Here is a 12,686-nt window from a genome sequence, read left to right as displayed (position 1 = left end):
GAGTGGGTCACTTCCGCAGCAGCCTTCCCGCCCGTTCGCGCAGCACGGTGACGGCGTCGGTGGCGGCCTTCTCGGCCCGCACCCCGGCCTTGTCGGTCGTACCCCCGGCCCAGGCCCCGGCGTGCACGGCGACGGTCTTCTTCCGTACGGTCCGCTCGACGGCGAGCGGCTGGAGGAGGAACCCCCCGGCGTCCCAGCGCAGCAGCCCGACACACGCGCCGGACGCGGCGACGGCCTCGGGGGAGAGCGGACCGGCGGCCGGGACGCGATCGGTGTCGACGGCCAGACGGTACCCGGCGACCTGGAAGACGATCCCGTCCTCGCCTTCCTCCACGCCGTACCCCTCCAGCAGGACGGGCACCGCGATCCGGGCCGGGTGCCGGTCGAGCGGCGCCACGGCGAAGGCGGCGGCGGTGGGCAGGGCCACCCGGGCGGTGGCGAGGACCTCGGCGGGCTCGCCCATGCGCGCACGGGCGTCGTCCCACATCAGGTCGCCCTCGGCGGTGACGGGCATCGCGTCGAGGTCCATGGCGCGGCCCTCGCCCACGGCCCCCAGCAGGGACATGTGCGGGCGCAGCAGCTGCCACAGACCGGCGCCGACGACCGTGTCGGGCTTGGGTGCGGAGACCGAGGCCCGCACCAGGCGTGGCGTGCCACCGTCCGCGGGCTCGAACACCGCGTGCACCTGGGCCTGTACGGCGGTGGCGTGCTCCTGCACGTCGACACCGAGCGGCAGCAGCCGGCCGGTCGCCTCGGCCACGGCGGAAGCGCGCGCCGCCCCGGGCAGCGTCAGCAGCAGGGCGCGCGACCACAGGTCGGCCCAGCGGCGTACGGGGACGCGTTCCAGGGTCGCCCCCGGGCAGGAGGCGGCGAGTTCGGCGGCGAAGCCGTCGAGCAGCGTGGCCAGGCGGCGCAGCGCCGGGTCGGGCAGCATCGCGGAGACGACCGGCGCGGCCCCGCCGACGAGTTCGTGGTCGATGCCCTGCCAGCCGGCCCGCACCAGATCGCACAGCCAACTGCGCGCGGCGGCGTACAGGTTCGCCGCGTGCTCCTCGCCGCCGGCCGCGGCGGCAGGAGTGGCGGCGGTGGCTTCCTCGGCCCGCGGCCGGCCGGTGGCCTCCTCGAGGCGGGCGGTCAGCGCGTCGTGCACGGAGCCGAGCAGGGCGGTGCGGGCCGCGGCGAGCGCGACGAAGTGGTCCTCACCGGCGGCTCCGGCGGCCGTCCTGTCGGCGGCCTCGGCCACCCGCGCGGCCAGCGGCGTCCCGGCGACGGCGTCGGCGAGCCCGGTCAGCCCACCGGCCTGGCCGGGCTGCGGACGCAGCAGACCGGCGACGAGTGCCGCGTCGAACCCGTCCACGGCCGCGAGGGCCTCGTCGAGGCCGTCGACGGCATCGGCAAGCAGATCGGCACGCATCAGGCCACCGCCCTCGTCGTCGGGAACCACTGCATCTCGGGCAACGGTGCTGTACTCGGCGCGAGTTCGAGATACGCCAGGTGCCGCAGGAACCGGCTGAACACCTGGGCCGCGGCCGAACTGCCGGCCGCCGCGGGGCGCGTGGCCGTCATGACGTCGGTGACGGCGTCCGCGTCCGGCTGCACCGCGTCGACCCCGACCTTCAGGTACCGGGCCACGCGCTCGGCGCCGTACTGCAGCACGGCCTCGCCGACGAGCGCGCGGATGTGGTTGCAGAACATCCCGCGGGCCCCGCCGCAGGGGCGGTTGTTGTTGGTGCTGCACGCGAACGCGTACGTCCCTGCCTCGACCGAGGACACGTACACGCGTCCGATGTCCGACCCGCTGGAGACCACCCCCTGCAACCGCCCGTCGGCCAACTCGACGAACGGCACCTTCGCGAGCTTCCGCGGCCGCGCGGACGGCACCACCCGCACCGTGCTCGACTTCTCCCAGACCGACAACGCACCATCTCCCAGGCATGCGAAAGGGGACGTCCACGCCACCTCGGCGGAACATGATCGAAGCTATCCGCGACCACTGACAACGCGGTCCGACCGCTGCCGCGGTGCCGCCCGGAAGCCGCACGGGGGAGGGGGACGCGGTCAGGGAAGCACGGTGGCGGCACGGCTGTCCGTGACGCGGAGGAGGTCCGGTTTCGCCGACGTCGTCCTCGGTGAACGGCGTCGCGCACCGCCGCCGAGCGGAACCGGCCGGCCGCGTCGCCGCGCGGCACACCCTGCGCCGGTAGGCGGCGGCCCGCAGTTTCGCGGCCGGTGGTTTGTCGGGGTGTGCCGTTCGCCGTTCGCGCCACCCCAGTGGCTCGCCGCGCGTCTCCCCGCGCGGCTTCGTGGGCAACGCGGGCCTGCATACACCAACGCGCTCACCGAGGGCCCCGACGGGTTCGAGGCCACCTTCACCGTCAACGTGCTCGCCCACCACCTGTTCGTCCGCCTTCCGCTTCTGCCACCACGGTTACCGCCCCGTGCGTGCCGTTACAGTGCCGGAACTTCAAAAGCGGTTCGCGGAATCGTTCAGTAAGTACTGGGAGAAAGTGAAAGGTGACGCACGCTTGTTCTATTGAAACAAGAGGCGATCCTGTACCGCCAGATGTGGGGCGACCTGAATATCCATGACTCCTGCGCATTCGCCCATGTGGAAGTCGATAGAAATGTTCATGGCTGATCCCCCGGAAGTGAAGGACAGACGCGTGGCGCCCTCCCGGTAGACATCCACCATCTCGACTCCCTGATTGCTCACCCAGCGAACTCTCACCGACCTCCCCAGCGCATCGTAGGAAAGCGTCAGCGATTGCCCGGAAACATCCCGCAGGGTAAGAATCCGTGCTCCGTTTTCATCCGAATCCGGCCATTCGCCAATGGCCTCGTACACCTCTTCGTCGTCAGGAGTGAAAAATTCCCTATACATCTGTTCGCACCTTCACTTCCACTTCCCAGTGTATGGCGGCCAGTGGTCCAGGCTGCCGTGGATGCTGACGTTCGGGCCACTTCCCCGGAAGATGACCGTGGAGAGTCTACGCCCGCCATCCGGCAATATTTCCCAGGTGCTTTCGACACCAAGCGCCCCGCGAGGACCGTACAGAACGGATTCAGTCACGCCGAAGTCACCACTTCCGCCGGACCACTCCTTGGTGAATGTGCGTTCGAACGGTTGTTGGGTGGCCTGGACCAGATGATCGCTGACATGTTGCCGCATCTCTGGCGTATCCGATATGCCGATTCGATGGAGTTGCAGCTCGTTCTGAAGTGCTCTCGGCGAGTTGTGCGAGTCCGGTTTGATGTCTTTGTTGAACAGGTAGTCGAGCTTTCTGGGGTCAACCTCCGCACTTGTCCCCTTCGATTGTGCATAGGGGGAGAGGCCAAGCGGGTCCGTCCAGGTGTGCGGGTTGTCGACGTAGGTGACCGGGTTGGGTGCGGGTGCGAGGCCGAGCGGGTCCGGGGAGGTGTAGCGGCCGGTTTCGGGGTCGTAGTGGCGGAAGTAGTTGTAGTGGAGGCCGGTTTCGGGGTCGTAGTACTGGCCGGGGAAACGCAGCGGGGTGTAGGCGGTGCTGGTGCGGGTCCAGGCGGTGGTGCCCCACAGGGTGGTGCGGGTGCGCCAGGCGATGTCGCCGGTCTCGTCGACGAGTTCGGTGGGGGCGCCGATGAGGTCGGTGGCGATGGCGAAGAAGCGCCGGTCGATCTCCTCCTGACGGGCGTCCGCGGTGAGGATGCGTTCCGTCTGGGCCAGAGGAGTCATGCCGCGGTGGTCCCAGGTGAGCGCCACGGGATGGGGCGCGGTCTGCGACACCGTGGTCTGCTCGCACAGGGTGGTGCCGTCCCAGGTGAAGCGGACCTCCTCGACGACCGTCTCGCCATCGGAAGCGAGGCATTGCTTGGCGGCGCGGCGGCCCAAGGGGTCGTAGCGGTAGCGCCAGCGGGTCCCGTCGGGGGTGATGACGGAGATGAGGCGGTCCTCGGCGTCCCACTCGTAGCGCCAGGTGTCGGGTCTGCGGGAGAGCCGGGTCTTCTGACGCAGGGTGACGCGGCCAAGGGCGTCGTGTTCGTAGCGCACGCCGCCGGCGCGGGTGATCGTGGTGCCGTGGTACGTCCGGGGGCCGGTGGCTTCGTGGCCGGGATGGGAAGCAGGCCAGGAGGCGGAGGTCTGGTTGCCGCTCGCGTCGTAGGCGTACCGTTCGCTCCAGCCGTCGGCGGTCACGGTAGTGACGCGGCCGGTCCGGTCGAGGTCGAAAGTGCGGCTGCCCGACAACTGGTCGGATACCACGGAGAGGTGGCCGTCGGCGCGATAGGTGTAGGTGCGGCTGTTGAGGGTGCGTCCGCCGGCGGTCAGGTGCTCGGCGGACAGGCGCCCCACCTCGTCCCAGGCCGAGGTGACGGTGAGGGAGTCGCCGAAGACGCGGGACAGTTCACGGCCTGCCGCGTCGTGGGTGAAGGTGACCCGGTGGCCACCGGTGGTCAGGTGGTCGGGGCGGCCGGCCTCGTCGTAGGCGTAGGTGGTGACGTGGCCGGTGGGGGTGATACGGCTCACTCGACGGCCCACGGCGTCGTAACGACAGGCGGTGGTGCGGCTGTCGACGAGTTCGGTCTTGATCAGGCCGCGTCGGTCGTACTGGCGGATCAGGTCGCCGTCCGGACCGGCTGCCTGCAGGAGGCGTCCGGCCGGGTCGTAGGCATAGCTGGTGGTCCGGCCGGCGGCGTCCTTGCGGGTGATACGGCCCAGCTCGTCGTGGGTGAAGAAGATGACGTCACCGAGCACGTCGGTCTGCGCGGTCAACTGTCCTGCGGCATCCAGGCGGTAGCCGATAGTACGGCCGTCGAAGTCCGTCTCCGAGACCAGGCGGCCGGCCGCGTCGTACGCGTAACTCCAGCTGAGGCCTTGTGGATCGGTGACACGGGTGAGGCGCATGTCGGTGTCGTGCTCGAACGCGTAGCGGGCGCCGTCCGGCCCGGTGCGGGTGGCGAGGAGGTCGAAGTGGGTGTACTCGAACCGGGTCACTCCGCCGGCCGGGTCGGTGTGGGTCAGGCGGTTGCCCTCACCGTCGTAGGTCCATGACTCGGTGGCGCCGTCCGGGGCGGTACGGCGGGTGAGTTGCCCGTCGGCGTTCCAGGTGAGGCGGGTGACTCCGCCCACCGGGTCGATGATCCGCACGAGTCTGCTGAGGGCGTCGCGTTCCAGGCGGGTGGTGCCGCCGGCCGGGTCGGTGACCTCCACCGGCAGGCCCGCAGCGTCGCAGACCACCTGTGTCGTGGCGCCGAGGGCATCGGTGACGGAGGTGAGGCGGCCGGCGTCGTCGTAGGTGTAGCGGGTGGTGTGTCCGGCCGGGTCGGTGAGAGCCGTGCGGTTGCCGCGCTCGTCGAACTCCTGCGTGCGGCGGGCGCCGTCCGGCTCGTGGAACTCCACCGGCAGCCCGAGCCGGCCGCGCACCACGCGCAGTTCGGAGCCGTCCGGACGAACGACCGAAGCAGGCCGGCCCTCCGCGTCGTAGGTGAAGCCGGTGGTGTGGCCGAGTGGGTCGGTGCGGGTGAGCAGGTTGCCGTGGGTGTCGTAGGTGTAGCGGGTGGTGGATGTGGTATGACGGACGACGACATCACCAAGCCCCCCGTCACCAGCGCCGGCACGCCGGACGAAGCGGGCTCAGGGATTCCCGATGCGGGCACCGCCACGGTCGATGAGGCGGTCGCCTCGGTGAAAGCCGTTTCCAGCCAGATCTACGACTTCACCGGTGTCCCCGGCACCGCCTCCGAGTCCGGGCCGGGTGTCAAAGCGTGCTCAGGCAAGGACCCCGATACGCACTTCCAGGTCTACCACCCGTGGAACTTCGAACCGGATTCCGGTACCGACAACGACGTGGCCATGAAGAACCTGAAGGAAAAGCTGAGTACGGGCGGCTGGGTGATCAAGAAGTCGTACCGCGACAACAGTCCGAACAGGAATCTCAACTTCATCGCTGACAACGACTCCCGGAAGATGAGCGTCTGGATCGTCGCGTACAGCAAGCGCGCCACCCCGAGCCTTGGCATCGAAGTCGCCTCCGGCTGCTACCGGGCTCCTGAAGGAGAGACGATCGAGCACTTCTGACACGACGTTGTCAGCACGCCCACTCCGCCTCGACGGCAAGGGCGCTCGCGCCCCCAGATGGACATCGCCGAGCAGCGCCGCTACGGCGCGGCGTTCCGCGCCCTCGAGGAGTTCGAGGAGTGCGCCAGGAAAGTCGCCGAACTGAGCCGCGAGACCGCCGAGCCGGCCCGCGACGGCCTCGCCAACGGCGCCCCGAAACCCAAGAGCCGACGAGACCCCGACCGCAGCGAGTCGGCACGAACGGGCTCACGGCCCCGCTCCACGTCACCGAAAGCGCCTCCCGGGCCCGAGTGCAGGCCACGAACAACAGGCACCGCTCCCGCAGCAGATCGAAGTCGTGCTGCAGCGCGTCCACGTCGGCCGGTGTCACCTCACGCGCGAACGGCACCGCACTGGCCGTCACTCCCAGGACGGCCACGCAGCGGAACTCCAGCCCCTTCATCGCGTGCATGGTGGCCAGCCGCACCCCATCGACGCCCGGCCCCGGGTTGTCCTTGACCCGGACCACCGGCACCCCGGCCGCGGTCAGCTTGTCGTAGGCCTTGTCGAGCAGCACGTTGAAGCGGGCGCACACGCCGATCTCGGAGAGCCGGATGCCCTGCGCGATCCACTCCTCCACCCGCTCCACCAGCGCGGCCACCTCCGCCTGCTCGGAGCCGTATCCGCTCACCTGCGGTCTGCGGCCGTGCAGCAGGGAACGGTAGCCGGCCAGGGTGTCGGCCCCCTCGCCGCCCAGGTCGTCGACCGTCACCGGGCTGAGGATGCCCGTGGACCAGGCCAGTATCTCCTCCGTTTCGTCGACGACCGCGAGGAGAACGTCCGCGCAGGGCAGGCCATCGGTATGAACGGACACGTCTTCACCGGACCCGACGAACTGGCAGCCATCATCGACACCCGGCTGCCGACCCGATGACCAACGCCGTCCGGTGATGACCAGAGCCGCGACTCGCGCCACGCACCTTGCCAGGAGACACCGCTCTGTCAGGAGACGGCCGGAGCTGTGCCGAGTCCTCGGCCGACTGCACCCCTACAGGTTGAGCCCTTTTGCAGGATGCGCATGGAGACTCCTGACCTTCGCGGATGTTCTGTCGGCACGCACAAGGTCGATCAGCCGGGGTCAGTTGCGCGAGGTGGTTTCCCGGACCCAGGGCAGCGCGAACCGCTCCATCAGCACCAATGCGAAGTAGAGCAGTATGCTCATCAGCCCGATCAGGATGATCGCCACCCAGGCAGTGGCGACGTCGCCGACCCCGCCGGCCTGCACGATCAGATAGCCCAGCCCGCTCTCACCGGCCTGGAACTCGCCGATGACCGCGCCGATCGCGGCGAGCGGCATGGCCACCTTCAGCCCGACGAAGATCTGCGGCAGCGCGGCGGGCAGCCGTACCTTCCGGAACGCCTGCCAGCGCGAGGCGTCCAGCGAGCGCGCCAGCTCGGCCAGGTCCGCCGGGGTCGACGTGAGACCGGTCGCGGTGGAGAGCACGATCGGGAAGAAGCAGAGCAGGAAGACCATGGTCAGGACCGGCTTCTGCCCCCAACCGAGCGCCCCCACGAGCAGTGGTCCGAGCGCGATCTTCGGAACTGCGTTGACGGCGACCAGCAGCGGCGTGAACATCCGTTCCAACAACGGCGAGCCGGCCAGTGAAAGCCCGATCAGAACTCCGCAGGCGGTGGAGAGCGCGAAGCCCACAAGCGTCTCCACCGTGGTGTCGCCGGTGTGCTCCAGGAACCGGGCCGGGGTTGCTGTGAACGCCGAGAGCACGGCACCGGGCGGAGGCAGCACCACCGGGTGGACCACCTTCAGCACCGACGTGAGCAGCCACCACACGCCGAGGGCGACCAGCAGCCCGGCCGAGGGCAGCAGCACGGTGCCGGTGCCCGTCCCGCGCTGCAGGCCGGATCGCGGCACCGGCACCGGCACCGGCACTGGCTCCGGGTCCGCCGCTGAGGTCTGCTGCGGCGGCGAGAGTTCGGTCATCCCATCCTCCTCGGGCCGCCCGGCACCCCCTTTTACCCGGACCGCTCAGCGCGGAGTCGGGGTGCAGTGCTGGTGCTCCCCGCCGGTCGCCGACGGGGAGCACACGTTCGGGCAACCCGTGTGATCAGGCTTTCGGTACGAGGTCGAAGTCGATGATCTGCTCAGGGGTCATGCCCTGCGGCAGCGCACCCGCGTCCTGCAGGATCGCGATGCTTTTCGCGACCCGCCCGGAGTCCAGCGTCCCGATCGCGGAGCCGGAACCGCCAGGCGCGACGTACGCGGCCATCAGGTCCAACTCGGCTGCCGCAGCAGCCGGGTTCGTGGCGTCCACGTTCCGCTTCAGGATCTCGGCGGCCTCCTTCGAGTGGGCCAGGCTGTACTCCAGGCCCTTGAGCAGCGCGGCGGCGAACCGCTTCACCATCTCCGGCTTCTGCTCGGCGAGCTTCGTCGAGGTGATCAGTGCGTTTCCGTAGAGATCGGGCATCACGTCGCTGTACGGCAGGAGGACGGCCTTCTTCTTGGTCACCGCCTCGATGGTCGGCTTGCCCACCACGAACTGGCCGATGCCGTCCACCGAGCCGCCGGCGAGCGTGCCCATCAGGGTCTGCGCGTCGCCGTTGGCCCAGGTCACCTTGGAGGCGTCCAGCCCGGCCAGTCGGGCGTACGTCGGGAAGAGGTTGCGCACGACGGAGCCGGGTGTGTCGGCGAGACGCTTGCCCTCGAGGTCCTTCGGGGCGGCGATGCCCTTGCCCTCGGTGGTGGCGATCGCGGCCATGGTGCGCTGCTGGATGGCGGCCACCGCGACGAAGTCCTTCACCTGGCCGCTGCCCATCTGCAGCAGACCGCCCGTCAGGTCGATCGGGCCGAACTGCGCCTGGCCGCTCACGACGGTCGAAATCACGCCGCCGGTGCCCTGGCCCGGCTTGATCTCCACGTCGAAGCCGGCCTCCTTGAAGAACCCCTTGTCCTTCGCGACCCAGGCGTACGCGTCCCGGCCGAAGTTGCCGAACGAGGTCAGGTAGGTCACCTTCTCCAACGCCGTGCCGTCCGCACCGGCAGCCGTGCCGGAGTCGGATCCGCCGCACCCCGACACAAGCGCCAGCACCGTGGTCAGGGCTATCGCGGCGACCGTACGGGCGAGTCTGTTCATGTGCACCGTGTTGTCCTTTCCGACCGCCGGCCTGCGCCGGCGGAGGGGTCGTCGAGACAGAACGGCGTAACGGAACCGCCGGGTACATGACACTTCACATGAGTGACAGCGTACGGAACCCCGCTTGTGTGACACCGGGTGCGAAGAAATCGCTGACAGGACGACAGGTACCGCTGAGCCGCCTGATCCGGCTAACCTGACCGGGGGTTACGAACCGGCCGGCATTGTTCATTGCCAGTGGATGGGGGAGACCGCCGGATGATCAGACTCACCGGTGTATCCCGGACCTTCACCAGCCGGTCCGGTTCCACGGTGGCGCTCCAGGGCGTCGACCTCCACATCGCCGAGGGCGAGTTCGTGGCGGTGGTGGGCCGGTCCGGGTGCGGCAAGTCCACACTGCTCCGGCTGATCGCCGGACTGCTGCCGGTCTCCGAGGGTGAGATCACCATCGGCGGCGAACGAGTCACCGGAGCCCGGCGGGACGTCGCCATGCTGTTCCAGCGGCCGGCCCTGCTGCCCTGGCGGTCCGTTCTCGACAACGTCCTGCTGCCCGTGGAGATCTTCGGCTGGCGCAAGGACGAGCACCGAGCCCGGGCGTACCGGCTGCTGGAAACGGCAGGCCTGGGCGGCTTCGAGAAGCACCGGCCGCACGAGCTCTCCGGCGGTATGCAGCAGCGTGTCTCGCTGTGCCGGTCGCTGATCGGCGAGCCCCGCGTGCTGCTCATGGACGAGCCGTTCTCCGCGCTCGACGCGCTCACCCGCGCGGAACTCGCGGCCGAGCTGCAGCGGCTCCACATGGAGAACTCCGCCACCGTCGTCTTCGTCACCCACTCGATAGACGAGGCCGTGCTGCTCGCCGACCGTGTGGTGGTGCTCAGCCCGCGCCCGGGCCGGATCCGCAAGGTGGTCGACATCGACATCCCCCGGCCGAGGACGCTGGGCCGTACCGCGCACCTCGACGAAGTGGCCCGGTGCAGCGCCGACCTGCACGAACTGCTGATGGAACCGGACGTGCCGGCGCCGGCCGGAGTGGAAGGGCGATGACCGTGCGGATCTGCGTCTTCACCGAGCCGCACCGCGGCGCCGACTACGACGATCAGCTGCGCTTCGTACGACTCGCCGAGGACGGCGGGTTCGAGGGTTTCTTCCGGGCCGACCACTACCAGGCGATGGGCGCCGATCCCGGGCTGCCCGGCCCCACCGACGCGTGGCTGACGCTGGCTGCGCTCGCCCGGGAGACCTCCCGGATCCGGCTGGGCACCCTGGTCACCTCGGCCACCTTCCGGCTGCCCGGCCCGCTGGCCGTGATGGTGGCACAGGTCGACCGGATGAGCGGCGGGCGGGTGGAGCTGGGCATCGGCGCCGGCTGGTACGAACGGGAGCACACCTCGTACGGCATTCCGTTCCCGGCCGTCGGGGAGCGCTTCGACCGGCTGGAGGAGCAGCTGGCCGTGATCACCGGCCTGTGGCGGACACCGGTCGGCGAGAGTTTCAGCCACCACGGCGACCACTACCGGCTGGTCGACGCGCCCGCCCTGCCGAAACCGGTGCAGGTGCCGGGGCCGCCGATCATCCTCGGGGGCCGCGGCCCCAAGCGCACCCCGGAGCTGGCCGCCCGGTACGCCGACGAGTTCAACATGCCCTTCAAGTCGGTGGCGGAGACGGCGCAGGCGTACCAGCGGGTGGCCGAGGCGTGCGACCGGACCGGTCGGGCCGACGCCGGTCGGCCACCGCTGGTGCTCTCGGCCGGTGTCGTGGTCGCGATCGGCCGTACCGACGCGGAGGCGCGGCGGCGGGCCGCCCCGCTGCACGTCAAGAGCGCGCTGCCGCCGGAGGATCCGGTGGTCGGATCCCCGGCCCGGCTCGTCGAGCGGCTCGGCGAGTTCGCCGCGATCGGCGCGAGCCGGCTCCATCTGCGACTGACCGACTTCACTGACCTCGACCACCTGGAACTCATCGCGAGTGAGGTGCTCCCGCAGCTGGAGGACGTGAAACCCGGGGCACCCTGCGCAGCGCTCTGAGCACTCCAGCCAGGTCCGTTTTCGACGGGCCGAGCTGAGTGGGATCAAGCGTCAAGGCCCTGCACGTACTCCTCGAAGAGCACCGATTCCGCAAGGACGATGCGCTGATACCCGGCCTTGGGACGGGTCCCCACCTCTGCGGCCGGCCGCTTTGGCCGGGTTGCACCTCGACGGCCGGCCCGTCGGCCGTCCGGTACGAACCGGCCTCTCCGACATGGGGAGGAATGGTCAAGACCTGTGGGTCGGCGTGTCACGCGACTTGAGCATCACCTCCTGAATCGCGGGGTGTTCGACCCGTATCGTCCAGGCATGGACACCACTGCTTCACCCCGCGTCCTCGTCATCGGGCTTGATCCGTATCGGGTGCCCGGACCGTGGGATCCCGAGCCGGTAGCCAAGGCGATCGAGGCGGGACTGACCAAGTTCGCCGAACACGGCGTGGGCGTCGAGACCTGCCTGATCGGCCTTGATGGAAGTGACGACGTGGAAGCGGTCGTCGGGAATGCGCTGCGAGCCCATCCGTGGGAATGCGTCACCGTCGGCGGTGGCCTGCGGCACTCAGACGATCAAGTCGGACTCCTCGAGCAAGTGATCAACCTGGTTCGGCGGCACGCACCCGATGCGGCCATCGCGTTCAACAGCACCCCAGCCACTACCTACGAGGCCGCTGCCCGTTGGATCGGGTGACGACAGTGAACTACGGGGCTTGAGCGTCACCTCCTGACTCGTCGCCGGGACGCTCGACGAGCCGGCCGCGCTCGAAGCCGGCGCCTGCTCGGACGAGGGCGACGAGGTGGGGTGCGGTGACCGTGCGCCGGCGGGCCTGGGCGGACTCGACGAGCTTGAAGACCATGGCCAGGGCGGCGGTGCGGGAGCCGACGCCTCGGGTGGCCTTGGCCCGCAGGCGAACGGTGGAGAACGTGGACTCGAAACTGATCGGATTCGTGGTCCACAGAGATCCAGCGCTCGGCCGGGAAGTCGAAGAACGCCGGCAGCTCCTCCTGGTCGTCGGTGGTCTTCTTGACGGCTTTGGGGAACTTCGCGCCGTAGATCTGGGCGAACGTCTTGATCACCGCCTAGGCGTGGTCGCGGTCCTCGGCGTTGTGGATGTCCTGGATCGCCTTCTTCGCGCTTGGCTGCGCGGAGCGACCGAGCCGCCCGTACGTTGATCGCGTTACCGCCCGCCGTGCCCGCACCGGCCCCAGCGAACGGGCCGCGGGACCGCGAGCATGGTGCCCGCCTACCGGCTGCTCACCATCTCCTGTCCGGTCCGCCACTCCAGCCCCGATGCCGAGTGCGTCCTTCCTGCCGGATCCCACAAGGCGAGGCGGGGCCTCCTCTCCCGCCGGCTCGGTAGCGGCGACCGCCGACGGTAGACCCACCTCCCCGGGGGAGGACCTTCAAGCCGGCGCCGCGGCCACGGTTGGGCGGTGAGCGTGACTTTGTATGCCCATGTCCGTTCGGAAAGCTATTGTCCCTGTATGGGTC

At 69.7% G+C, this 12,686-nt stretch carries 9 protein-coding genes and 3 pseudogenes; 4 read left to right on the top strand and 8 right to left on the bottom strand.

The window, feature by feature from the left end; genetic code table 11:
- Positions 1-7: 7 nt before the first annotated feature.
- The 4 genes and pseudogenes from ACX25U_RS05895 to ACX25U_RS05880 all read right to left on the bottom strand — a co-directional run.
- Complete coding sequence (locus tag ACX25U_RS05895; protein ID WP_454389471.1) at positions 8-1,414, bottom strand: hypothetical protein; 1,407 nt, start codon at positions 1,412-1,414, stop codon at positions 8-10.
- The gene (locus tag ACX25U_RS05890; protein ID WP_454389470.1) at positions 1,414-1,917 is read right to left on the bottom strand and encodes a hypothetical protein; all 504 of its coding nucleotides are present in this window, start codon (positions 1,915-1,917) and stop codon (positions 1,414-1,416) included. The genes ACX25U_RS05895 and ACX25U_RS05890 overlap by 1 nt, the downstream gene beginning before the upstream one ends.
- Positions 1,918-2,530: 613 nt before the next feature.
- Positions 2,531-2,881 (bottom strand): hypothetical protein, encoded by a 351-nt coding sequence (locus ACX25U_RS05885; RefSeq protein WP_454389469.1) that lies wholly within the window; start codon positions 2,879-2,881, stop codon positions 2,531-2,533.
- A 12-nt stretch (positions 2,882-2,893) separates the two neighbouring features.
- A pseudogene (locus ACX25U_RS05880) lies at positions 2,894-5,533 on the bottom strand (RHS repeat-associated core domain-containing protein); the annotation flags it as partial.
- 9 nt (positions 5,534-5,542) lie between these two features.
- Between ACX25U_RS05880 and ACX25U_RS05875 the strand changes: the two are divergent.
- Positions 5,543-6,049, top strand: a complete 507-nt coding sequence (locus ACX25U_RS05875) for a hypothetical protein (RefSeq protein WP_454389468.1) — start codon at positions 5,543-5,545, stop codon at positions 6,047-6,049.
- Between the two features lie 232 nt (positions 6,050-6,281).
- Here ACX25U_RS05875 and ACX25U_RS05870 read toward each other — a convergent pair.
- From ACX25U_RS05870 to ACX25U_RS05860, 3 genes and pseudogenes are all read right to left on the bottom strand, one after another.
- Positions 6,282-6,842: pseudogene (locus tag ACX25U_RS05870) on the bottom strand (3'-5' exonuclease); the annotation flags it as partial.
- Positions 6,843-7,166: 324 nt separating this feature from the next.
- Positions 7,167-8,027 carry an ABC transporter permease gene (locus tag ACX25U_RS05865; protein ID WP_454389467.1) on the bottom strand — a complete coding sequence of 287 codons (861 nt, stop codon included), beginning with the start codon at positions 8,025-8,027 and terminating at the stop codon, positions 7,167-7,169.
- 124 nt (positions 8,028-8,151) lie between these two features.
- Positions 8,152-9,177, bottom strand: coding sequence for an ABC transporter substrate-binding protein (locus ACX25U_RS05860; RefSeq protein ID WP_454389466.1), 1,026 nt, complete (start codon positions 9,175-9,177; stop codon positions 8,152-8,154).
- A gap of 258 nt (positions 9,178-9,435) precedes the next feature.
- Here ACX25U_RS05860 and ACX25U_RS05855 point away from each other — a divergent pair, with 258 nt between their 5' ends.
- The 3 genes from ACX25U_RS05855 (at position 9,436) to ACX25U_RS05845 (ending at position 11,885) form a co-directional block, all read left to right on the top strand.
- Positions 9,436-10,221 carry an ABC transporter ATP-binding protein gene (locus ACX25U_RS05855; protein ID WP_454389465.1) on the top strand — a complete coding sequence of 262 codons (786 nt, stop codon included), beginning with the start codon at positions 9,436-9,438 and terminating at the stop codon, positions 10,219-10,221.
- On the top strand, positions 10,218-11,198 hold the full coding sequence (locus tag ACX25U_RS05850) for an LLM class F420-dependent oxidoreductase (RefSeq protein WP_454389464.1): 981 nt from the start codon (positions 10,218-10,220) through the stop codon (positions 11,196-11,198). Before ACX25U_RS05855 ends, ACX25U_RS05850 begins: the two co-directional genes overlap by 4 nt.
- A 309-nt stretch (positions 11,199-11,507) precedes the next feature.
- The gene (locus tag ACX25U_RS05845) at positions 11,508-11,885 is read left to right on the top strand and encodes a hypothetical protein (protein ID WP_454389463.1); all 378 of its coding nucleotides are present in this window, start codon (positions 11,508-11,510) and stop codon (positions 11,883-11,885) included.
- A gap of 10 nt (positions 11,886-11,895) precedes the next feature.
- Here ACX25U_RS05845 and ACX25U_RS05840 read toward each other — a convergent pair.
- Positions 11,896-12,352: pseudogene (locus tag ACX25U_RS05840) on the bottom strand (transposase); the annotation flags it as partial.
- Positions 12,353-12,686: the final 334 nt, after the last annotated feature.

It is taken from the genome of Streptomyces sp. JNUCC 63 (assembly GCF_054366325.1).
The sequence above is the reverse complement of the archived record's forward strand: the minus strand, read 5'-3'. Positions and strand labels throughout refer to the sequence as shown.

Coding starts and splice junctions, on each gene's coding strand:
- ACX25U_RS05895 (WP_454389471.1), bottom strand. CDS start 1,414: ATGCGTGCCGATCTGCTTGCCGATGCCGTCGACGGCCTCGACGAGGCC.
- ACX25U_RS05885 (WP_454389469.1), bottom strand. CDS start 2,881: ATGTATAGGGAATTTTTCACTCCTGACGACGAAGAGGTGTACGAGGCC.
- ACX25U_RS05875 (WP_454389468.1), top strand. CDS start 5,543: ATGACGGACGACGACATCACCAAGCCCCCCGTCACCAGCGCCGGCACG.
- ACX25U_RS05865 (WP_454389467.1), bottom strand. CDS start 8,027: ATGACCGAACTCTCGCCGCCGCAGCAGACCTCAGCGGCGGACCCGGAG.
- ACX25U_RS05860 (WP_454389466.1), bottom strand. CDS start 9,177: ATGAACAGACTCGCCCGTACGGTCGCCGCGATAGCCCTGACCACGGTG.
- ACX25U_RS05855 (WP_454389465.1), top strand. CDS start 9,436: ATGATCAGACTCACCGGTGTATCCCGGACCTTCACCAGCCGGTCCGGT.
- ACX25U_RS05850 (WP_454389464.1), top strand. CDS start 10,218: ATGACCGTGCGGATCTGCGTCTTCACCGAGCCGCACCGCGGCGCCGAC.
- ACX25U_RS05845 (WP_454389463.1), top strand. CDS start 11,508: ATGGACACCACTGCTTCACCCCGCGTCCTCGTCATCGGGCTTGATCCG.